This is a genomic window from Thalassoroseus pseudoceratinae (assembly GCF_011634775.1).
In the GTDB taxonomy this organism is placed as follows: Bacteria; Planctomycetota; Planctomycetia; order Planctomycetales; family Planctomycetaceae; genus Thalassoroseus; species Thalassoroseus pseudoceratinae.
Genome location: NZ_JAALXT010000003.1, coordinates 366,115 through 385,912, shown reverse-complemented (window position 1 = coordinate 385,912; position 19,798 = coordinate 366,115). Strand labels below are relative to the sequence as shown.

General features: G+C 54.4%; 18 protein-coding genes. 7 read left to right on the top strand and 11 right to left on the bottom strand.

All coding sequences use genetic code 11. The features are described from left to right. The first annotated feature begins 488 nt into the window (after positions 1–488). Both G6R38_RS11595 and G6R38_RS11590 read left to right on the top strand, forming a co-directional pair. The gene (locus tag G6R38_RS11595; protein WP_240928168.1) at positions 489–1,040 is read left to right on the top strand and encodes a peptidoglycan recognition protein family protein; all 552 of its coding nucleotides are present in this window, start codon (positions 489–491) and stop codon (positions 1,038–1,040) included. Next, complete coding sequence (locus G6R38_RS11590) at positions 1,037–1,912, top strand: alpha/beta hydrolase (RefSeq protein ID WP_166824886.1); 876 nt, start codon at positions 1,037–1,039, stop codon at positions 1,910–1,912. The genes G6R38_RS11595 and G6R38_RS11590 overlap by 4 nt, the downstream gene beginning before the upstream one ends. 20 nt (positions 1,913–1,932) lie before the next feature. Here G6R38_RS11590 and G6R38_RS11585 read toward each other — a convergent pair whose 3' ends face one another. Together G6R38_RS11585 and G6R38_RS11580 are read right to left on the bottom strand one after the other, a co-directional pair. Beyond that, entirely contained in the window at positions 1,933–2,409 is a 477-nt protein-coding gene (locus G6R38_RS11585) for a DinB family protein (RefSeq protein WP_166824883.1), read from the bottom strand. A 30-nt stretch (positions 2,410–2,439) separates the two neighbouring features. Continuing rightward, the gene (locus G6R38_RS11580) at positions 2,440–4,257 is read right to left on the bottom strand and encodes a HAMP domain-containing sensor histidine kinase (protein ID WP_166824880.1); all 1,818 of its coding nucleotides are present in this window, start codon (positions 4,255–4,257) and stop codon (positions 2,440–2,442) included. A 249-nt stretch (positions 4,258–4,506) separates the two neighbouring features. Here G6R38_RS11580 and G6R38_RS11575 point away from each other — a divergent pair, with 249 nt between their 5' ends. Next, on the top strand, positions 4,507–4,830 hold the full coding sequence (locus tag G6R38_RS11575) for a hypothetical protein (protein WP_166824877.1): 324 nt from the start codon (positions 4,507–4,509) through the stop codon (positions 4,828–4,830). On the opposite strand, the gene G6R38_RS11570 is transcribed toward G6R38_RS11575, so the two are convergent. From G6R38_RS11570 to G6R38_RS11550, 5 genes are all read right to left on the bottom strand, one after another. Next, positions 4,817–5,554 (bottom strand): hypothetical protein, encoded by a 738-nt coding sequence (locus G6R38_RS11570; protein WP_166824874.1) that lies wholly within the window; start codon positions 5,552–5,554, stop codon positions 4,817–4,819. The two genes, G6R38_RS11575 and G6R38_RS11570, sit on opposite strands and share 14 nt — an antisense overlap. Before the next feature lie 44 nt (positions 5,555–5,598). Continuing rightward, the gene (locus G6R38_RS11565) at positions 5,599–6,618 is read right to left on the bottom strand and encodes a 2-oxoacid:ferredoxin oxidoreductase subunit beta (RefSeq protein WP_166824871.1); all 1,020 of its coding nucleotides are present in this window, start codon (positions 6,616–6,618) and stop codon (positions 5,599–5,601) included. A 168-nt stretch (positions 6,619–6,786) separates the two neighbouring features. Then, positions 6,787–8,676 (bottom strand): 2-oxoacid:acceptor oxidoreductase subunit alpha, encoded by a 1,890-nt coding sequence (locus tag G6R38_RS11560; RefSeq protein ID WP_166824868.1) that lies wholly within the window; start codon positions 8,674–8,676, stop codon positions 6,787–6,789. A gap of 89 nt (positions 8,677–8,765) precedes the next feature. Continuing rightward, the gene (locus G6R38_RS11555) at positions 8,766–9,263 is read right to left on the bottom strand and encodes a hypothetical protein (RefSeq protein WP_166824865.1); all 498 of its coding nucleotides are present in this window, start codon (positions 9,261–9,263) and stop codon (positions 8,766–8,768) included. 76 nt (positions 9,264–9,339) lie between these two features. Further along, a complete protein-coding gene (locus tag G6R38_RS11550) occupies positions 9,340–10,458 on the bottom strand; it encodes a carboxylate-amine ligase (protein WP_166824862.1) in 1,119 nt (372 codons plus the stop codon). A gap of 289 nt (positions 10,459–10,747) precedes the next feature. On the opposite strand from G6R38_RS11550, the gene G6R38_RS11545 reads away from it, so the two are divergent. After that, positions 10,748–11,776, top strand: coding sequence for an aldo/keto reductase (locus G6R38_RS11545; RefSeq protein WP_166824859.1), 1,029 nt, complete (start codon positions 10,748–10,750; stop codon positions 11,774–11,776). 17 nt (positions 11,777–11,793) lie between these two features. Here G6R38_RS11545 and G6R38_RS11540 read toward each other — a convergent pair whose 3' ends face one another. The 3 genes from G6R38_RS11540 to G6R38_RS11530 form a co-directional block, all read right to left on the bottom strand. Then, on the bottom strand, positions 11,794–12,015 hold the full coding sequence (locus G6R38_RS11540; protein WP_166824856.1) for a hypothetical protein: 222 nt from the start codon (positions 12,013–12,015) through the stop codon (positions 11,794–11,796). 161 nt (positions 12,016–12,176) lie between these two features. Then, complete coding sequence (locus G6R38_RS11535) at positions 12,177–14,030, bottom strand: DEAD/DEAH box helicase (RefSeq protein WP_166824853.1); 1,854 nt, start codon at positions 14,028–14,030, stop codon at positions 12,177–12,179. A 47-nt stretch (positions 14,031–14,077) separates the two neighbouring features. Beyond that, on the bottom strand, positions 14,078–14,608 hold the full coding sequence (locus G6R38_RS11530) for a hypothetical protein (RefSeq protein ID WP_166824850.1): 531 nt from the start codon (positions 14,606–14,608) through the stop codon (positions 14,078–14,080). A gap of 395 nt (positions 14,609–15,003) precedes the next feature. Between G6R38_RS11530 and G6R38_RS11525 the strand changes: the two genes are divergently transcribed. Beyond that, positions 15,004–16,512, top strand: a complete 1,509-nt coding sequence (locus G6R38_RS11525) for a polysaccharide biosynthesis/export family protein (RefSeq protein ID WP_166824847.1) — start codon at positions 15,004–15,006, stop codon at positions 16,510–16,512. Positions 16,513–16,518: 6 nt separating this feature from the next. Here the strand turns inward: G6R38_RS11525 and G6R38_RS11520 are convergent, their stop codons facing one another. After that, positions 16,519–17,649, bottom strand: a complete 1,131-nt coding sequence (locus G6R38_RS11520; protein WP_166824844.1) for a DUF1570 domain-containing protein — start codon at positions 17,647–17,649, stop codon at positions 16,519–16,521. A gap of 180 nt (positions 17,650–17,829) precedes the next feature. Here G6R38_RS11520 and G6R38_RS11515 point away from each other — a divergent pair, with 180 nt between their 5' ends. Beyond that, on the top strand, positions 17,830–19,158 hold the full coding sequence (locus G6R38_RS11515; protein ID WP_166824840.1) for a hypothetical protein: 1,329 nt from the start codon (positions 17,830–17,832) through the stop codon (positions 19,156–19,158). Then, positions 19,158–19,649, top strand: a complete 492-nt coding sequence (locus G6R38_RS11510; protein ID WP_166824837.1) for a DinB family protein — start codon at positions 19,158–19,160, stop codon at positions 19,647–19,649. Before G6R38_RS11515 ends, G6R38_RS11510 begins: the two co-directional genes overlap by 1 nt. Positions 19,650–19,798 lie beyond the last annotated feature (149 nt).

The following is a 19,798-nucleotide window of genomic DNA, read 5'->3' as shown; positions in this document are numbered from 1 at the left end:
CAGCGAGTCAAGATCAGTCATATTCAGGACTAACAGAATGGTTAGTAAAAACCGGTAGTCTACGGGGAGTTCTCTGGAGGTTTTCCGGGTCTCCTAATCTAACCAATTTCCGTAACCGGACCCCGAAAGTCCGAACACAACGATTTCAATGAGTGCCCGCCCAGTTCGGCAAAAGACGCCGTTGACACTCTTTCCAGTCACCGGTAGATTCCAACTCGTCTTCGGCTCACGTAAAGCCAGGGCAATTGAAGAGTTTAGGGAGTATAACGATCAGGCGGACCAGGCGATTCAAACAAGTTGCGATGGTCTGGCCGGTGACGTTGAGTTTGACGATGCGAAGTCTTGTTCTCATTGCGACATTTTCACTTCCCTCAATGGGCTGCCAAGCAGAACCCAACGAAGTGGTTTCGTCATCTTCTCAGCACACTGATTCGAACGAGCAGACGGCAACAATAGAGGCAACAGCCTCTCAATCGATCGAGCCGAAAGTGTCAGTCCGAATTACCCAACCTGATCCCAAGAAGACGGATTTGGAAACGGTCCTCAATCCGAGTGAATCCGCTCGTGACTGGACAGCGATTGTGGTGCATCATACGGCAACGGATCGCGGGAGCGTGGAAAGCATCCACCAAACGCACTTGAATCGAAAGTGGCTCGGGATCGGTTATCACTTCGTGATTGGCAACGGCCAAGGCATGGAAGACGGGCTGATTGAAGAAACGTTCCGCTGGCGTGGGCAATTGCATGGCGCTCATGCGGGACAGAATGAATACAACCGACATGGAATTGGGATTGCGTTGATCGGAAACTTCGAAAAGACTCCGCCCACACCAGCCCAAGTAGATTCGCTTACCGAATTGGTGCTGCGACTCCAACAGAAATATCAAATATCGCCAGACCGAATCTTTGGTCACGGCGAACTCAAGACGACCGCCTGCCCCGGACGGTTTTTCCCTCTCGCGGAACTTCGCTTGGCTTGCCAGGCGATACCGCGAACGACTGATCGGCCTGAATACGCATTCGAAGGATCTGCACGATGAACTCCCGCTTCTCCGATCAATTTTGGCTTCATCATTCCATGGAAGCGGATGCGACCGATGCCTCGGTCCCGGCTCCGCAATTCTGGGAAGCTCTACGTCCGGTTGGGGAGACACCCCGACCGAGCACGCCCACTTTTGATTCCACGGTGGCCGAAGACTGTCTCGGTCTGGCCGACGAGCTGAACACCGACGATGGTCCGTGTCGTTGCGTCGTCCGAAACTTACACCCCCGACGACGCCCCACCGGATTGTTCCTGCCGGAACATTACGAAGCGAACTACGCCTATCCATTGGTGCTCTGGTTGCACGGCGAAGGCGGCACGGAATTCGAAATGTTCTCCGCGATTTCCGGCATCAGCACACGGAACTACATCGGGCTTTCACTACGAGCCCCCGAGAAGTCGGAATCGGGCGGATATTGCTGGGACCGCTCCCCGGATGGACTCGCGAAACTCGAATCCGATATCTACGCCACGGTGTGTCAACTCCGTCGAGTCTTCAACGTTCACAGCGAGCGAGTGATTCTCGCCGGGTTCGATTCTGGTGCCACAACCGCGATGCAACTGATTCTGCGTCGTCCGGATTGGTACGGTGGCGTAGTGTCGATGTGCGGCAACCTTCCAACACTCGCAGAGTTGCAGGACCAAATTGGTCTCGAGGGTTCGGAAACGGAGCGTCGCCGAGCCTTGTTCATCGCCGGTGATGCCGACGAGGAGTGCTCCGCCATGGATGTGTTGAATGCCAAACGTTCGCTGCAAGGCACTCCGCTCGATGTTTCGATCGCTATTGAATCGGCCGGACACGAAGTCACCCGCCCGATGCTTCGGAACATCGATCACTGGATCATGAACGGACTCTACGCAACGGTGTAATACTGGCGTGTTTAGTGGCATCACGACCAACAGCCGAGCACCTTTCGCACGATGACCAGCTGACCGATATGATACGCATTGTGATCCGCAACGAGCATGGCTTCTCGCAGAATCGTTTGGCCGTCACCGTGGGGAATGGGCTTGAACAGGTCAGTGGATGGGTCACGAATCAGATCGACCATTACTTGACGATCCGCAAGAAACGCCGTGATACTCTTCTCCCAAGCCTCAGGCTCGGGAGGACCGATTGATGTCGGCCAGTAGCCGTGGGGGAATTTGGGCGAAACGTGTCCCGCATCACGGCTGAATTCCAAGATATCCCACTGGCAAATTCGCAAATGCTCCAAGAGTTGCCAAGGCGAATGTCCGACATTCGGTGGAACTTGGCTCCGAAACTCCGTCGGCAAATCCGCGATTGCATCCTCAAACGAGATGTGTGCGTGTCCTTTTTCGATCAACCAAACTAATTGCTCTCGCAGTTGCTCGATTTGATCCATTGCGTCTCCTCCGACCTATTCTTTGTGACGTCAGTCGACCACGCTGCTTTTGATGGCTTCATCTGCCGGAACCGCTCTGGGGAGTCGAATTTTGAATGTTGTCCCTTTGCCGACTTCGCTGGACAGCCCGACGCTACCACCAAAGACTTGCGCCAGGTGTTTCACGATCGACAATCCCAGCCCGGTACCGCCCAACTCGCGTGAACGTGCTTTGTCGACTCGATAGAAACGTTCGAAAATCCGCTGGTGATCTTGAGGCGGGATTCCGCATCCCGTGTCTTGCACTAAAATGACCACCTGATTGGACTCAACGTACCAACCGATCGTGATGTCTCCGTCACTCGGCGTGTATTTCAGAGCGTTGTCGACGAGGTTATCCAAAATCGTCCGCAATCCCTCCGCGTCGGCGTTCACATACAGGCGACGATCGGCAGCCTCAAGGTTCAGCCGCACGCCGTTTGCATCGGCTCGTTGATGCACACCCGCGATCACCGACTCAGCTAAATCGTCGAGCGAGACAGGTACAAGGTCGAACATCTCGCGACCCGATTCGATCTTTCCGAGACTGAGAAGATCCAGAATCAGTGTGTGCAGACGATCAACCTGCTCTTCGATCTGCTCCAGGAACCGGCGGTTGACGGTTTCGTCTTCCAAAGCACCGTTGAGTAAAGTGCTGGCGTACGCCTGAATCGAAGCCAACGGTGTCTTCAACTCGTGCGAGACATTAGAAACGAAGTCACGCCGCAAACCTTCCAAACGACGGAGTTCCGTGACATCGTGAAACACAAGAACAACACCGGGGCAGGGTGTGCCCGGTAAGGAGTTGGCGAAAAGCTTGACAACCTGATGGCTTCGCGGAAGTTGAATTTCTGTGGACTTGGACGATCCGCCGCGGAGCGTCTCACGGACAAGTTCAATGACCTCCGACTTCCGTAGGACTTCGAACACGGGGCGTCCAACCACATCGGATTGCGAGGTATCGAAGTAACGATGAACCGATTGATTCGCGAAAAGAATTCGCAATGACTCATCGACAGCCAACACTCCTTCGACCATCCCCGCGAGAACGGTTCGTAGCCGCTCGCTGTTTTCGGCGACTTCACGGTTTTTGCGTTGCATCTCCGCCACCCGGTCAGCCAACTGATCGCTCATGGAATTAAAGGCCTTGGTGAGCGTACCGACTTCGTCGATCGTCGTGACGGGAACCTTCTGCGATAAATCGCCCTTGGCCATTCCATCGGCGGCCTTCGTGAGACTGGTCAGCGGACGGATAACCTGCGATACCGCGACCCCTAACACTCCCAAGGCACCTAACGCCGCGATCGCTGCCACCAACCAAACCCGTCCCGAAATCAGGGCCACTTCGTCGCGGATCGAACGCAAATCGGTACTGACCTGAACATACCCGACAACGTCGTCCGAACCGAGTCGGCTGGCAACCAACATTCGCGCAGTCCCATACTGACTGTCGTTTGAGGGAAAAACAGCGTCACCAGTTCGAGCCGCTTCTCGGAGTTGCCGGATCGACAACGGCGTAATGTGGGAATGCTTTCCGTGAAATAGCTGGACGATCGGCGTTCCATCCTCGTCGAGCAGACACAGCCCCAAATCCCGCTCTCTCGAAAGTTCTACGAGTTGGTCGAGTTGACCAGTGGGAATATTGCCATTCCAATTGTCGCCGATCAGCAGGCGAACGGTGGTTGTGGTATCGAGCAGACGTTGGTGACACTGCTCTTCGGAAACGGAATGTTGAGTCGAAGTCGCGACGTATGCGATGAGGACGGTCGACACCGTTGTCAAAACCGCATAACGCAAGAACAGCTTCCAGAACAACGACGATTTGAACACAAGAAAATCTCGGAAGGCTTGAAGGGAATGGCCGGCGAGAAGCAACGGCAAAGTGGATCACGTCAATGTACGAAACTGTAAAAGCGATCGACAATGGTTCGACGGCCTTTGTGAATCATTCTTTAAAATAATGACGAAAGTTCGTCGGCAGCAGGCTCGCCGAATCGAGAAATTTCGCCGGTCCGATTTCCCTTCCCTCGGAAATTCGTATAATCGGACGAAGTCTCTTTCCCGGACGGGAGCTTGATAATGAACCGGATCATTGTCGAACGTGATCTTGGTGGTTTGTGGACGGCTTGGTTCTCCGAGACGCCCGAAGATATTCAGATCGGCCGTTCGCAAGGCGAAGCTGTCCGACGGCTTTTGTATCGAACGCGTGACCGTCGTGAACCGGCCCGTGACATCGTGATCGACTCTTCCGCGTGTCACGATGGACACCTGGAGTTCATCGTTTACACGTCCGCTAAACCTAGCGAATGCCCTGATTGTGGCGGCAGTGGAAGCTACGTCGGTTTGAACATCATCGAAGAATGTCAAACCTGTTCGGGCACCGGCGCGGTTATGTCAAAGTAGGCTTTTGCGTCACAGCCAGAATTACTTCGAGTAGTCGATGATCCATCGCTAGTTTCGGGACAACAGCGGCGAAACCTTTCGCTTTCAACTCCTGAGTCCGTTCGAATGTCGTCATCGACTGCACACCGATCACCGGAATCCTCGACGGACGGTCTTGAAGTTCCGTAGGAATCCGATCACCTCCGTTGTCCACATCCACCACCATTGCATCGGCTTCCGTGACGGAGCCAACAACTTCGGCCCCTCGCTGGGCTAGCAGGTCCGACAGCGAGTTCGCCATGGCCGGATCAGGACTTCGCACGGCCACCCGTCGCGTGCAGCCTTCGATCGGAACTGCAGGAACATTGAATTCGAAGGCTTCGTCACGTCCGGCCGTCGCGGCCAATGCAGTCTTCTCCCCAGCGATGACTGCCAATTCGCTCGCTAGGCGAGAGTGCAACAACCGAAGCGGAACTTGGAACGCCAATGGCCAGGTGGTTTCCGTACGAGCGACGGATTCACACCAGACCCCGTTAACGACCAACCAGCGAGTGAGCGGTGCCGTCGAGAGCAGGTGCAAGACCTCGATTGATTGATGCTCCCCCGGCACCGTATGCAGTACGAGTCCTAAATCACAGACCACGCCATCCTTCTCGAACCCATCAATAGCATCTCGGAGACATGAATACGCAAGAACGGAATGGTCTGGACACTCACTTTCGAGCGCTGTCAACAACTCGGCCATTTCCAGATCGTTTGGCGGCCCGATGACAACAATGGTGCTGCCATTTATTGAACTTCCCATGTATCGCCTTTGCGGAACAGGGCTTCGATGTCGCCCTCGCCTTCTTTCTCAACCGCCATCGTGACTTGATCTTCAACGGCCTCATTATAAGTCGGGCGGTCGATACAACGGAAGACACCGATTGGCTCCGGGAATTCCGGACGACGCATCCGTGCCAACATGAACGCCAAGCTCGGTTCCTCGGCTTTCTCGTCGTGGAAGAGAAGATCATCCTCGCGGATGTTGTCGCCGAGTGTCACAACCTCGGGCGTCAACAAACCGGTGACTCGGATTCCTTTGTCTCGGTTCTTGCCGAAAATCAGCGGACGTCCCTGTTCCAAAACGACCACGTTGTCCGCTTTCTCGGCCTTGCTCTGCGCATATTTGAATGCCCCCGAGTTGAACACGTTGCAGTCTTGGTAGACCTCGACGAATGCGGTCCCCTTGTGTTCCGCCGCCCGTTTGAGTGTCGCTTGCAAATGTTTGATGTCCACATCGACCGACCGTGCGACGAACGAGGCTTCAGAACCGATCGCCACACACAGCGGGTTCAAAGGCGTATCGAGCGAACCATACGGAGTGCTTTTCGTGCGGGAACCTGTGGGGCTGGTGGGCGAATACTGTCCTTTGGTCAGGCCGTAGATCTGATTGTTGAATAGGATAATTTTCAGATCGACATTCCGACGAATCGCATGCATGAGGTGGTTGCCACCGATCGACAAGGAATCTCCGTCGCCGGTAATCACCCACACTTGCAAATCGGGATTGGCCAGTTTGACGCCTGTTGCAATCGCGGGAGCGCGTCCGTGGATGCTGTGGAAACCGTAGGTGTTCATGTAGTAAGGGAATCGGCTGGAACAACCAATTCCCGAGACAAACACAAAGTTTTCCTTCGGAATTCCCAATCCGGGGAGGACTTTTTGCATTTGTTTGAGAATCGAGTAATCACCACAACGCGGACACCAGCGGACTTCTTGATCGCTGGCGAAATCTTTGTCCGTGAGGACGGGAAGCTCGGTCGACATAGCTACGGTTCCCTATTTGAGCGCTTGAATTGTAAGTTTCGGTTGGATGTGACCGACTGATGCGGTCACTGGAATGGTTGCCTGATGAGCGAAGCGGGTTCCGACTTGTGGTAGACAGGAAACAACGACGTTCCTCGTCCACCACGAGTATCAAAGACCGGATAGGGCCTAAAGCAATTCTCGAATGGATTTGACAACTTCTTGAACAAGGAACGGCTTGCCTTGAATCTTGTTTAGCCCCACAGTCTCGGTCAAAAATTGCGACCGGAGCAGGACACTCAGTTGGCCGTTGTTAAGTTCGGGAACCAAGATCCGATCATACTGTGAGAACAGCGATTCCAAGTTTCTCGGGAAGGGATTGAGATACCGTAAGTGGGCGTGAGCGACCGCTTCGCCTTCTCGAATCAATTGACGAACCGCCGTGCGAACGGCTCCGTAAGTCCCTCCCCAACTCACAACAAGAACCTTGCCATGATCGGGGCCTTCGACGTCTTGTTCGGGGATATGATCTGCAATGCCGGCAACCTTTTCCGCCCGCGTCGCGGTCATGTGAGCGTGATTGTCGGGGTCGTAATCGACGTTGCCACTCCCGTCGGATTTCTCCAATCCACCGATCCGGTGTTCCAATCCTGTGGTGCCCGGCTTGGCCCATGGTCGAACCAAACGTTCGTCTCGTTCGTAGGCGTGGAAGCCTTTTTCAGCTTGCCCATTCGTCAATGGTTGCGGATGGCGTTTCCGGAGCGGTTTGAGATCACTCAGTTCGGGGATTCTCCACGGTTCGGCACCATTGGCGACATAGCCGTCGGAAAGCAGAATCACCGGCACCATGAACTCGATGGCAATTCTTAGAGCCTCCTGCATCATAAAGAAACAATCGCCGGGTGTAGCAGGTGCGACGATCGGTAATGGGCTTTCGCCGTTGCGTCCGAACATCGCCATCAGCAAATCGGATTGTTCGGTCTTCGTCGGCAGCCCCGTACTCGGACCGCCGCGTTGAACATCGATAATGACCATCGGCAATTCCGTGATCATGCCCAGCCCCATGGCCTCACCTTTGAGGCAAATGCCAGGACCGCTGCTCGCCGTCACCGCAAGCACACCACCGAACGCCGCCCCGACCGTCGCGGACATGGCCGCGATTTCGTCTTCCGCTTGAAAGGTTCGCACGCCGAAATGTTTCAGCTTTGACAATTCATGGAGAATGTCACTTGCCGGGGTGATGGGGTAACCCGAGTACAGCAATTCGGCGTTCGCGAGTTTCGCTGCCGTTGCCATTCCGACGGCGAGGGCCTCGTTGCCCGTAATTTTTCGATAGGTGCCTGGGGGAAGTTCCGCCGGTGGAACTTGGAAGTGCGTCGCGAAGGACTCAGTCACTTCGCCATATACGCTTCCCGCCTTGAGAGCGTTGAGGTTCGCTTCGATGAGCGACGGTGTGCGGGCGAATTTCTTTTCGACCCATTCCCGTGTCGGTGTGGCATCGCGACCGTACAGCCAGTAGACCAACCCCAATGCGAAGAAGTTCTTGCAGCGTTCGGCTTCTTTCGGGGAAAGTCCTAATCCATCAACCGCATCACGTGTCAGGCGAGTCATCGGCACGCGATGAACTTGAAACCCTTGCAGAGCGATTTCGTCGTCGAGTGGGTTCGACGCGTAACCGGCTTTCTCGACGTTTTTTTGGTCGTAGGAATCTTCGTTGACGATCAACAAACCGCCGCGTTTAAGATCCGCAACGTTCGCTTTGAGAGCCGCGGGGTTCATAGCGACAAGCGTGTCGACCGCATCGCCGGGGGTGAAAATATCGTGACTGGAGAAGTGCAGTTGGAATCCGCTGACACCGCTAAGAGTTCCGGCGGGAGCCCGAATTTCGGCGGGAAAATCAGGAAACGTACTGACGTCATTTCCGAAGACGGCGGAGACGTTCGTGAACTGCGTCCCTACAAGTTGCATTCCATCGCCACTGTCACCGCAAAAACGAATGACGACCTGGTCGAGTTGCTCGACCGGCTTTCCGTCAAACGGTGAATCGGTCTCGGGTGCGATTTCGTCGATCGATGCCATGAATGTACCTCCTCGGATGGTACTCTTCGAACCGTTGTGGTGGTTCGGTTTCAAAGAGTCGATCACAAGAAACGTGATCGAATTGGTTGTCAATCCGAGAGAAAAGGCGAGGCAATCGGAAACTTTACTCCAATCAATGAAATTTGAATGGCACGTGAGAACAGCCGGCCATGAGTTTTACTGCAAACCACCTGATTGGTTTGAGCGCCGATCCAGTGGTTAGTTGGTGAAATGGTTTTAGTTGTGATGAGAGTTGTGGTTTCAGCATCATCAACCATCCAAGTCCTATACGACTCATTGGCCTCCGCCGAAGTGCGACTGCTTCGAATGTTCAAAGTCGACTCATTCGAAGGGCCGCGCTGTCGGCATCGTGCCGAACTCAAAACGCAAGTTTTCGAATCGGAAGCCTTGTCCATACTCTCCGCTAACATTGTGGCATTGTCATCACGGAATGGAAAGTGTTGATTTATCGAAAACGCCATTCGGCTCAAGAATTCATCGGCCTTCCGCAACCGTCGCAAGCTCGGTTGAACGGTCATGAGTGCCTCTGAATTTCGTCTCGGATCCATACCAAGAGCAATGGTCATGACTCGGTAAAATCCGTTGCCAGGTAGGAAACGCACGAAGACACAGGAACTCAGTTGTGACCTCCAACGCTGGTCACTAATCGTCGATTCCTAGCCGTGTTTCCTCGACGAGATGATCAATCACGTCTTCAAAGCGGTGAGTCTTTTCATAGACTTTTCGCTGACGCATGGCACTGTTGCCGTTGGCGAGAGTTTGATGCACCAGTCGAGAGACTTCACTCCAAGTCCCAAGCTCTTCCAACGCAGGTCGGAGTTCTTCGAGGAACTGTTCGATGTGCTTCTCTGCGGGAATCGCTTTTGCCGAACGAACATCCACAAGCGTTTTCGAGAGCCCGTACCGTGCGGCATGCCAGTGAGCCGTTCGGACGATTTCCGGACGAGCGTCCCGTGACGGCATGTCCGCTTCCACCTCTCGGACAGCCGTTCGTGCCAACCCCTGAATCAAACCGGCGATCATGACGGCTTCGTCGATGGTCGTGCACACATCGGCAATTCGGAACTCGACAGTTGGCAATCGTGCGGGAATTCGAATGTCCCAATAGACTTTGGTTTCGTCTTCAATGACTTCGGCATCTACGAGCGACTGCACGACCTGTCGGTATTCCGAATGAGACGAGAAACTGTATGGCGGGCCAGCCAATGGCCAGCGAATCCAAATATTGGTTCGGAAACTCGCGTATCCGGTATCCTCGCTCAACCAGAAAGGCGAACTCGCCGACAACGCAAGTAAACTGCCCAACCATTCGCGGGAACGATTCAGAATTTGAACGGACATTTCCCGATCACTCGAACCGACATGCACATGGCATCCAAAAATGACTTGTTCCCGTGCCAGTTGTTGGAAGTCATCGGCAAGCTTGCCGTAACGTTTTTGCGGTGTGAAGGGTTGCTCTTCCCAGTGGGAAAACGGGTGCGTCCCTGCTGCGACCAAATGGGCATCGGCGTGTTCCGTAGCGACGACAGTCTCCGTACGGAGCCGGACCAATTCTCGACGAACATCGTCAAGTCCGTCACAAATTTGCGAGGCGGTCTCGATTTGCGACAGACGCAACTCGTGTTGGATGTCATCCGACCGATCTGGATGACTTTCGGTCATCACCCGCTTCGCCCGAGGTCGGAGTTCCCGCGTAACGGGATGGACGAGTTGATATTCTTCTTCAATTCCGAGCGATAACTTGGCCGTTTCTGTGCCCATGATGATTCCTGTTTGTGGTCGCATCAGTCGTGTGGTGCTGGGTCCTATTGAGAGATTTCCCGAGAAGCAAATACCGAACCATTTCGTAACTTTCCCAAGTTGAGCCGGTCGCGAAGGATCCAATTTGTCTGATTGACGATCGCGAAACTGGCTTCAAGGACAGGCTTCATCGTTGTGTCTAGCTGGCAAGAATCGCGTTCACACCAAGTCCCACCATTCGCAATGCCAACTCCAAGCTGGTAAAATGTGACCGCACTTCGAATCTCTTGGAGCATGAAAGGATCGCGACATGGCCGACCAACCGACGACTCGGAGAGAATTCTTGCAGACCGGCGTAGTGGCGGGAGCGGCTGTCAGTTTGGCAAAGACGCTGTTCGCTGCTCAGGAGCAACGGGAAGGGGGCATTCCGACACGTCCGCTCGGGAACACTGGCGAGAACGTCTCCATCCTTTCGCTGGGAGGTTGGCACATCGGTCAAGCCGCCAAAGACAACGGCGAGGAATTCGCGACCAAGTTGATGCACGAGGCGATCGACAACGGTCTGAACTTCTTCGACAACGCCTGGGACTACCACAATGGTTACAGTGAAGAAGTGATGGGCAAAGCCTTGAAAGGCGGCAAACGCGATGATGTCTTTCTCATGACGAAGATTTGTGAGCGCGACTACAAAGGCGCGATGGCGAATCTTGATGAGAGCCTCAAGCGATTGCAGACCGACCATCTCGATCTCTGGCAGTTCCATGAAATGGTCTACGACAACGACCCAGACTGGGTTTTCGAGAAGGGCGGAATCAAAGCCGCGATTGAGGCTCAAAAAGCCGGCAAAGTTCGGCACATCGGATTTACAGGACACAAGGATCCGAGCATCCACCTGAAAATGCTCGGAAAGCCCCATACATGGGCGAGCGCTCAAATGCCGATCAATGCTTGCGACTGGCACTTCCGCAGTTTCGCAAAAGAAGTCGTCCCGGTGTGTTTGGAGAAAGGGGTCGGCGTCATTGGCATGAAGAGTCTCGGTGGCGGAAGCGGAATCCTGGTTCAGGAAGGCGTTCTCACAGGGCCCGAGTGTCTGAAGTATGCATTATCGCAGCCGATTGCATCACTGGTGACGGGTATCATCAACCAGCGTGATCTTGATCAGGCGATCAAAGTCGGGCGGGATTTCAAGCCGTTGACTGACGACGAACTCGACCGCATTCTGCAGAAAGTTGCACCGGTCGCCGGAGATGGACGGCACGAACTCTTCAAAACCAGCAAGCGTTTCGACGGTCCCCACCATCGCAAGCAACATGGTTTTCCGTTGGACGTCAATTCCTAAGACGTAACTTCAGCGAATTAATCGTCGGCCTTGGCGGCAGCGAGAAGTTCTTGGACCAATTGCGCCGCTTTCCGACTTTCGGTTTCCAGCGTAGCACAGATCGAAGCGAACTTCTCCTGATCGACCGACGAGCTCTTGAGAAGTGTAGACGCCATATTGATCACATGCAAACTGGCGTTCGCATCGTGTGCAAGCTGGTTGAGTCGCTCGTTCCGTCTTGAGGAATTTGGTGTCGTCATTCGCGGTGCCTTGATTCACATCGGTGCCGAAGTACTCAACAAGATAGTGGCAACAACGCAAACATCATAGGGACGGGCACCATCCATCTTCGCTCTTGGTCCGCAGATTGTGAATGAGGGATTTCGGTTTCCGTGGCAGATGCAATCGACGGCAATGGCCGCTACGCCGCTTGTTTCGGGGCTTTCGGTCCGATCCGCTCGACATCCGAACCCGATTGCCGCTTCAGGTCAAAGAGTCCGAAGATTTCCGACGCATTCAACGACAGGGAAACATCAGAATTATCGCCATCGCCAAGAATGCGGGCGAATAGTTCCCGCTTCTCTTGGAGGATCTTGTCGATGCGTTCTTCGATCGTATTCTGACAGATGAATTTCGTGACTACGATCTGAGCCGCCGTACAACCAATGCGATGAGCCCGATTGATTGCCTGATCTTCAATGGCCGGATTCCACCACCGATCGTACAAGAACACGTAACCGGCGAACTGCAGATTCAACCCCACCGCTCCCGTGCCATAACTCATGAGAAGCAGATTGGAGTTGGGGTCTTCTTTGAACTGCTTCAAAATCGGTTCGCGTTTCTTCGTCGGCACGCCACCATGATAGACCAGCGTTCCGCATTGATCACCGAGTTTCTCATCAAGTCGATCTTTCAGCCAATCAATGGTTTTCGTCCATTGGCTAAACAAAATCGCTTTGCCACCACTGGCGGAAATTTCTTCCATGTCGGCCGCGAGCCGATCGAGTTTGCTCGACTCGCCTGTTAACGGATCGTAATTCGTGATCTGCTTGAGCCGCATGACCAGCTCGAACACGTGTTGCACGGTAATTTCGTCGCCCATTTCATTGAGCTGAATCACACCGTCTTTCTCAGCGGTTTTGTAGGCGAAATCTTGTGCAGGTGCGAGCGGAATGAGTTCATCACGGTCCAGACGTGGCGGCAAGTCCGTCATCACGAGGTCTTTGGTGCGACGCAGGATATACTCCTCGGAGAGTTGGCCGAGTCGTCGCAGGTCCGGTGTGGCTCGCGGCGGGACCACTTTCAGAAACTCGAACAACGCAGCCAGTTCTTCGGGACGATTCTCGATCGGCGTTCCCGTCAATGCCCAACTTCGTTTACGTTTGACCGAACGGATTGTGGTCGCTGTTCGGCTATCACGGTTCTTGATCCGTTGGGCTTCGTCAAGCACCATCAAATCGAACTGAGGCCGTTCGTCTTCTGGGAGCGATTCGTAATCGCGGATAAAGCTTTCATAGTTGATCAGGAAAATTCCCGCACTGGGCATTTGCCAGATCAGCATGCGACGCCGACTGTTCCCCTCGACGACGGTCAGCGGAAGTTCGCTGGCCCAGAATTGAAATTCGCGTTGCCAGTTGGGCATTAGGGGTTTGGGACAGACCAACAGGATCCGCCGAGCTTGGCCGCTCCGTAATAACAGACGGACCGCCGTAATCGTTTGCATGGTTTTCCCGAGGCCCATCTCGTCGGCCAACAACGCACATCGTTGTTTGAACAACCAAGCAATTCCTTCGTACTGGTAGGGAAACGGCTCGAACGGCATGATCAATTCTTGACCGGCCAACCACGTTTCCAATGGCGGTTGCAACACATAGAAGAGACGATCTTCTAACGAGAGCGCATCGCTAGGCGGTTGCAATCGCGTTCGTTTCTTGGGGCGGTCCTTTGATTCGGCTGGCTTCTTTTTGGGTTTCGGCTCGGAAGTCTCAGACGACTCTTCTTCGTTCGACTTCTTCGTCGGAAGAAACTCGATTCCTGCCGGGAATGTCAGACCGAATGTCCGGACATTCGATCGATGCGGTCGCCAAGTGAATCCGATTCCCGCATCCGTCAAGAACTCCGTGGACTCGGGTTCAATTTTGAACTCGCGGGTCAACGCCGCATTGATACCGGACTGGTAGACCGTCGCATCCGTCGATTCGAAAGGAATGACATGACACTCGGGTTTCGGAAAGGCAGGACGATTGGTCTCGGGCGTCGGCGAATCGGCGGACATCGTGAACTCCAGTCATCGGACACAATTGGCGACGGCGGCACACGGAATTACGCCGCTTCTCGAGTTGGAGCAGCCGCCTTTCCAAGAGCTTCGTTCAGAGCATCCTGAATCCGTTGGAACGGTTCGGCAAGTTCCGATTCCGCCGCTAGCGTGCCTTCCAGCTTTTGGAGCGTGGCTCGATCGTCCTCGTGCCCGTCTGCCAATCGAAGATTCTGATCGGCGATAACCAAGTCATTCTCGTCTTGGGGTGTTTTGCTAGAAATCAGGCAGGCCGCCGCCATCGAGATGTGATCTCGAACGCTCAGTAGTTCCAGGTCATCGACCAGCACCACCGTGGGCTTGAGCCGCATTTTCTCGACGAGCGTGCGACCAATGAGCTCACCACGCAAATATGGCAGCAATGTTGGGCCGTAGAGAATCTCCTGCGTGCGATTCGCTTGTACGGGTGTGGTGCATTGGAATTCGAGTGGTCGCCCTTGGCGATTGGTAATTAGCATCCCACCGACATGGCCGCGATCCTTGAGTGAAATCGTCGTGAGAAACCCCAATCGGAAATCATTCGCCGTTTTCGCCGACATACAGCATCCCTGCGTTGAATATTCTCGACTTGTTCTTCCGTCAGACTCTGTTCCATCGGCTCCCGTTCGCGATCATGTCGAGCCGAATTTCGAGGGGCATCGAATGGATTGGTCCCCCGCAAATCGTTTCCCTCATCGACGCCGCCCCCATGCGGACTTCAGTCGAGTGATCCATTCCCGCCATGAATCGGGTGATTTTTCTCAGCGCGCCGTATATTTCCTGCAGCCGTCACACAAGAATTCCGATTTTAACGATCGGGTGAGTTTTGTAAGATGCGGAAATTTCTTTCTGTGACCGCAAGTTCTTTGTGGAGCAACGCAGCTCAGACATGCTCACATCCGCAGCGAATCACGACTCACATTTCCGGGCCAATTTTGCAGACTGAGGCAGAACGATGCGCCAAACCAATATGCTGGCAAAGTTGATGGTTGCCTCACGCATAGTTCGCGTGCTTGCCTGCGTTCCCTGTCTTGTCATCATGCCGACGGCAAGCGGAGCAGAGTTTGTCGACGCCAGTTCTCGGCCAGTCTCACACATTGGCGTCATCGGAGAAACGGCGCGTCCCGGTGTTTACCAAGTCGGCCATTCCAAACCCACACTCGGCGAAGTTGTCGAACGTGCTGGTGGCATGACGCGACGGGCAAGTGGCAGCGTGCGAATTGTTCGCGGAAATCGTTTGTCGCACATGATTTACATTGGGCAGGACGGAGATGGACAAGGCCGATTCGCGGAACTTCGAGACGGTGATGTGCTGATCGTCGACGGTTTTGCGTCCCGGACTGCGAAGGCATCCGACGTTCGAGGAACCGATGTTGAAGCCGAACCGGTTCCAGTCGCCTTGGTTGGATTGAAACCGCATCCCATCGTGATTCCTGTTCCGGAAGCCTATGCCTACCCGGAAGCCATCTTGTCCTACTTGGGTCAGAATCCACAAATGGCGTCACGGCTTCAGATTACGTCAACTTCTCCGGGACGAATCCGCACGGTCCACAATTCAACTCACCTGGCTGGTCCCACTGTGATCTCCTTCGAGAGCTTTCCGGTCCAAACCGATTCCTTGCCAAAACTCCCGGCTGTCTTCACCGAAACCGCAGCCGAGCCCAACTCACTACACTCACGCGAAATCAACGAGCTGATTCCCGCGGAACCGTCGACAACGCCGATGCTCAGTCGAATCGATCAAAAAACGGAGCCACCGCGTTTGATTGCTCCGCAAACACTCAGTCCGCAATCGCATGATGCCGTTCCGGTCGCGAACGGGCCCGCGTTGCCTACGCTTACGCCACCGCAGGAACCGACACTGATCCGGCAGATTCGGGAAATCGAATCGGCTCAAGCCGCACGGGAAGCCAGCAACGCTGACCAAAATGTTGCTGAGGCACCAGTCGCGGAACCAGAGCACAATGGAAATTCGTCGATCGTCGGTCAACAAGCTCTCAAGCAAGCTGCTGCAACAGAAAGCATCCCGAAAGATTCCTGGCAGATCTGGAAATGGGCCGCTGGGATCGCGGGCGTATTCCTAACCATCACCGTTGTGCTGGTGCGTGCATCCCAACGTTGGAACGCCACCCGCACCGCTGCGAAAACACAGGTGCGTTTCGATCGACCACACCAAACGGTTGAGGAATTGCTTCGCGGACCGCATTTCGCACCATCTGCAGCGCAAAATAGTCAACCGGCTACCAAGACCGAAGCCCAAACTGGTACCGAACCGAAAACAGCAACTCCGACCACGCAGCCAAAATCAACGGGTCCCACGAATGCTCCGTTGCCGAAGCCGAAGTTCGCAACTCCTCGGACCGCTCATACCACGGGCAAGAAATCCAACGGGGAACAAGCGTCGCCGTCTTCAGACCGAAGCCGCTTCGACGACGCCTTGGCAAACCTTTCGGACGCTGCCTGAACGAGTTCAATTCACGCTCAAGCGTCGCATGAACCGCAAGAAATTGGCCTCGAACAAACGCAAATCTTGTCCGAACGCCTCGCGAAAGTCGTCAACACGCTGCGATGATGTCGCTTTTGATTCGCTCGCCCGTTTTGTGACCGTCTGTAAATAACGGGCATATTCGACCGGTCGCGTCTCGATGAGATAGAAACTCAAAGCCCATGCTTGGCTGTAGGCATCGAGTGTCGCGGTCTGAAAGAGTTGGTCGCTCTGCAAGAATGCTTCCAAAGAATTCTCCGGGCGACGCTCCACCAGGTAATTGCGGAACCAAATCAAACGCTCACGATTGATCCGGCGGCTGACTTCGTGTCTGGTTGACCGATCTAGAATTCCCGGTGCTTCAAAGACCGTGGCCAACCCTTCAACCACCCACCGAGGATTCATGCCCAACCGTGCGTGCAATCCGGTGTTGAATGCGACCTGGTGAGTGGCTTCGTGAACGAGGGTGTCGCGAAGGTTGCCAGCGACCGTCGCGAATAAATCACCATGCTGATCAGCGCGTGTTTTGGTATCGCTGACACGGGAATGTTCCGAGTCGATGATCGCCACACGATTCGTCTTCATCGAATAATACCCACGCAATCCTCGCACTGCTCGCAAGCCATCTTGTGCACAGTAATCCGCGAAGGCTTTGGGATCTGTGAAGACGATTGCAATCAGAGGAAACTCGGGTGAGTTGATCCGAAACCCGCGCGTAGCGAAGTAGTTTTGAAATCCGCTGTGGACGTCGTCCAGCAACTCCACGTAATCGTGGGCACGTCCGGGTGGACCAACAACGACGTAGTGTCGCCCGGTCGAGACCTGATAACCCCGCCCATACTGTCTCTGCAATCGGGCTCGTATTGTCATTGCCGAGTCCGCTCGGAATGGCTTCTTGGTACGTTCGACGCGACTGATCGACTTCATTGGAACGGTCTTCATCCAACCATCGGGCTGCATCAACCAGCATCGTTGGGAATCCATCTGAAGCAGTTTGCCGGTCAGAATTGGCTCCTGCTTTAAATGCAAACGCAAGAGCATCGGTTCCCCAGCAAACACGTCGCTCGTCTGGCTGAGGATTCCAAGAACAATCAGGAGTTTGAGGCAGAAATTCATGGGCTCGATTGGAAAGCGTGATCTCGAAGGTGTCGCAATCGATTCTGCTCAACTTTAGCTTCCAATTGCTTCCGCACTGCGGGTTTTCGCGAGAATTCCCCGGACCGCCACTTCCTAGCCGTCATCAATCCCCGTAAACTCAGGGATGTGCTGTCGAGCCAAGTTTCTCAAGGAGCGGTGATGCGGATACTAGCACTGAGCTTGGTGATTGGGTTCGTAACGGTCTCACAAACCGATGTTATTGCCGACGATGAAGTCGTGAATCGCGTCAGTGTGGAAGAGTGGGTGGAACAACTCACCGACGGTTCCCGCGCCGAACGTGTCAGTGCCCAACGATCGCTGCTTGAAGCCGGTCCAGGGGTTCTGCCGTGGCTCCCTTCGATTGAGTCCGTTCGCGATCTCGCTGGACGAGAACAGTTGCGACGGATTCGGATCGAGTTGGAGCGTCGTGCCGCTAAACAGTCTCTACAACCGAGTTTAGTGACGTTGCCGTCCACCACACGGCTGGAAGATGCGTTGCGTTCAATTGTCTCGCAAACTGGCAACCAATTGGATTGGGAGCGATTGCCTTCCGAACGGCTGACAGAATCGGTTGAGACGGGTTTTGACTCCGCCCCATTTTGGGAAGTGATGAATTCGCTGGCGGATCAATTCGAGTTCCATTGGCGACGGACGGAATTCGCTCGACACCTCGAATTGCATGATGGCAACGATGAGTCCATCGCCACGGCTCAGGTACTCGGGTCCGCACAGTTGACACTTGAACCAGTCAAAACAAAGGAGATCGGTTCTGATCCGTCCCGACGGTTGGTGCGTCTGCGGTGTCGCCTTGCCGTTGAACCGCGATTGCGACCGCTGTTCCTGCAAATGTCCGCGCGGAACCTTCAACTTCGTGACGCTACCGGGACCGCGTTGCCTTCGTTCAATCCTCAGGCGCAATACGAACTCGCCTTGGGCGATTCCGGCGAGGTGGCGTTCGATGCCGATTTCATCGCTCAAGACGACTCCGTCGATCTCGAGAAGTGCTTGTTTCAAGGGAAACTCCAGCTCACGCTTGCCGCCGGCACAGAGGAAATACGGTTCCGGAACCTCGCGAAATCGCAAGGGGCCTCTCGACGGCGTGGCGGTGTGACGGTGACATTACGTGAGATTTCCGAGTTGCGAGCCGGGAACGATCGAGTCTTCAAGACCCGATTGGCCGTCGCCTACGAAACCGGCGGTCCGGCATTTGAGTCGCATCGGACTTGGATTTTTCACAATCAAGCGTTTCTCGAAGGTCCGGACAGCCAGAAACAACACCGGGAGTCGGGGTTCTCGACAGAACTGGCAACTGACGGCGGTGTGGTCTTGGAGTACACCTTCCGGAATCCAACGTTTGAACTCGGGGAGACTAACTTCGTCTATGTGGCCCCGACCCTCATTACAAAACGACCGATCGAATTTCGTTTCAGTTCATTGACGAAAATGCATTCGTCGGTGAACACCAAACTGAAGAATGGAAAGAACTGATGAACGCCGCGAAAGCTTTAAAAGCTGGATTTCACACGCCGGACATCGCCTGGAAGATGTATCTGGAGGACCTCACCGAAGAAGAAATGATGCTCCGCCCGTGTGAAGGTGCCAACCATATCAAATGGCAAATCGGCCACCTGATTTGCTCGGATCACCGGATGGGTTCAGTGGCTTTTCCGGGGCAGATTCCGGATTTACCGGACGGGTTCGCAGACCGCTACACCAAAGAAACGGCGTCTGTTGACGATGGAACCGCCTTCGATAGCAAGATCGAGTTGCTCCGCGTCGCCGAGGAACAGCGATCCGCGTTGTTCGCAGCCTTGGAACAAGCGACCGATGCGGAACTCGATCGAGCAACTCCCGAAGATTGGCAGTTCTTCGGTCCGACCGTGGGCTATGTTATTGCAATGATTCCTGCTCACTGGATGATGCACTCGGGTCAATGGGCCATCCTTCGCCGCCAGCAAGGACGAAAGCCCCTGTTTTAACGATTCTCCGGACGGAATAACCGGTGATTTCATGAGAAACAGCAAGACATGATTGACACGAACTTCACTGGATTACCCAATGAGCCGACCTTGCCGAAACCGAAAAATCATTACAGCGCGCAGGAAACATGATTGACAGAAACTTTGAC

Bases quoted from the DNA above. Each gene is read 5' to 3' on its own strand.
- G6R38_RS11590 (WP_166824886.1), top strand. From the start codon at position 1,037: ATGAACTCCCGCTTCTCCGATCAATTTTGGCTTCATCATTCCATGGAA.
- G6R38_RS11585 (WP_166824883.1), bottom strand. From the start codon at position 2,409: ATGGATCAAATCGAGCAACTGCGAGAGCAATTAGTTTGGTTGATCGAA.
- G6R38_RS11575 (WP_166824877.1), top strand. From the start codon at position 4,507: ATGAACCGGATCATTGTCGAACGTGATCTTGGTGGTTTGTGGACGGCT.
- G6R38_RS11570 (WP_166824874.1), bottom strand. From the start codon at position 5,554: ATGGCCGAGTTGTTGACAGCGCTCGAAAGTGAGTGTCCAGACCATTCC.
- G6R38_RS11565 (WP_166824871.1), bottom strand. From the start codon at position 6,618: ATGTCGACCGAGCTTCCCGTCCTCACGGACAAAGATTTCGCCAGCGAT.
- G6R38_RS11560 (WP_166824868.1), bottom strand. From the start codon at position 8,676: ATGGCATCGATCGACGAAATCGCACCCGAGACCGATTCACCGTTTGAC.
- G6R38_RS11555 (WP_166824865.1), bottom strand. From the start codon at position 9,263: ATGACCATTGCTCTTGGTATGGATCCGAGACGAAATTCAGAGGCACTC.
- G6R38_RS11550 (WP_166824862.1), bottom strand. From the start codon at position 10,458: ATGGGCACAGAAACGGCCAAGTTATCGCTCGGAATTGAAGAAGAATAT.
- G6R38_RS11545 (WP_166824859.1), top strand. From the start codon at position 10,748: ATGGCCGACCAACCGACGACTCGGAGAGAATTCTTGCAGACCGGCGTA.
- G6R38_RS11540 (WP_166824856.1), bottom strand. From the start codon at position 12,015: ATGACGACACCAAATTCCTCAAGACGGAACGAGCGACTCAACCAGCTT.
- G6R38_RS11535 (WP_166824853.1), bottom strand. From the start codon at position 14,030: ATGTCCGCCGATTCGCCGACGCCCGAGACCAATCGTCCTGCCTTTCCG.
- G6R38_RS11530 (WP_166824850.1), bottom strand. From the start codon at position 14,608: ATGTCGGCGAAAACGGCGAATGATTTCCGATTGGGGTTTCTCACGACG.
- G6R38_RS11525 (WP_166824847.1), top strand. From the start codon at position 15,004: ATGCGCCAAACCAATATGCTGGCAAAGTTGATGGTTGCCTCACGCATA.
- G6R38_RS11520 (WP_166824844.1), bottom strand. From the start codon at position 17,649: ATGAATTTCTGCCTCAAACTCCTGATTGTTCTTGGAATCCTCAGCCAG.
- G6R38_RS11515 (WP_166824840.1), top strand. From the start codon at position 17,830: ATGCGGATACTAGCACTGAGCTTGGTGATTGGGTTCGTAACGGTCTCA.
- G6R38_RS11510 (WP_166824837.1), top strand. From the start codon at position 19,158: ATGAACGCCGCGAAAGCTTTAAAAGCTGGATTTCACACGCCGGACATC.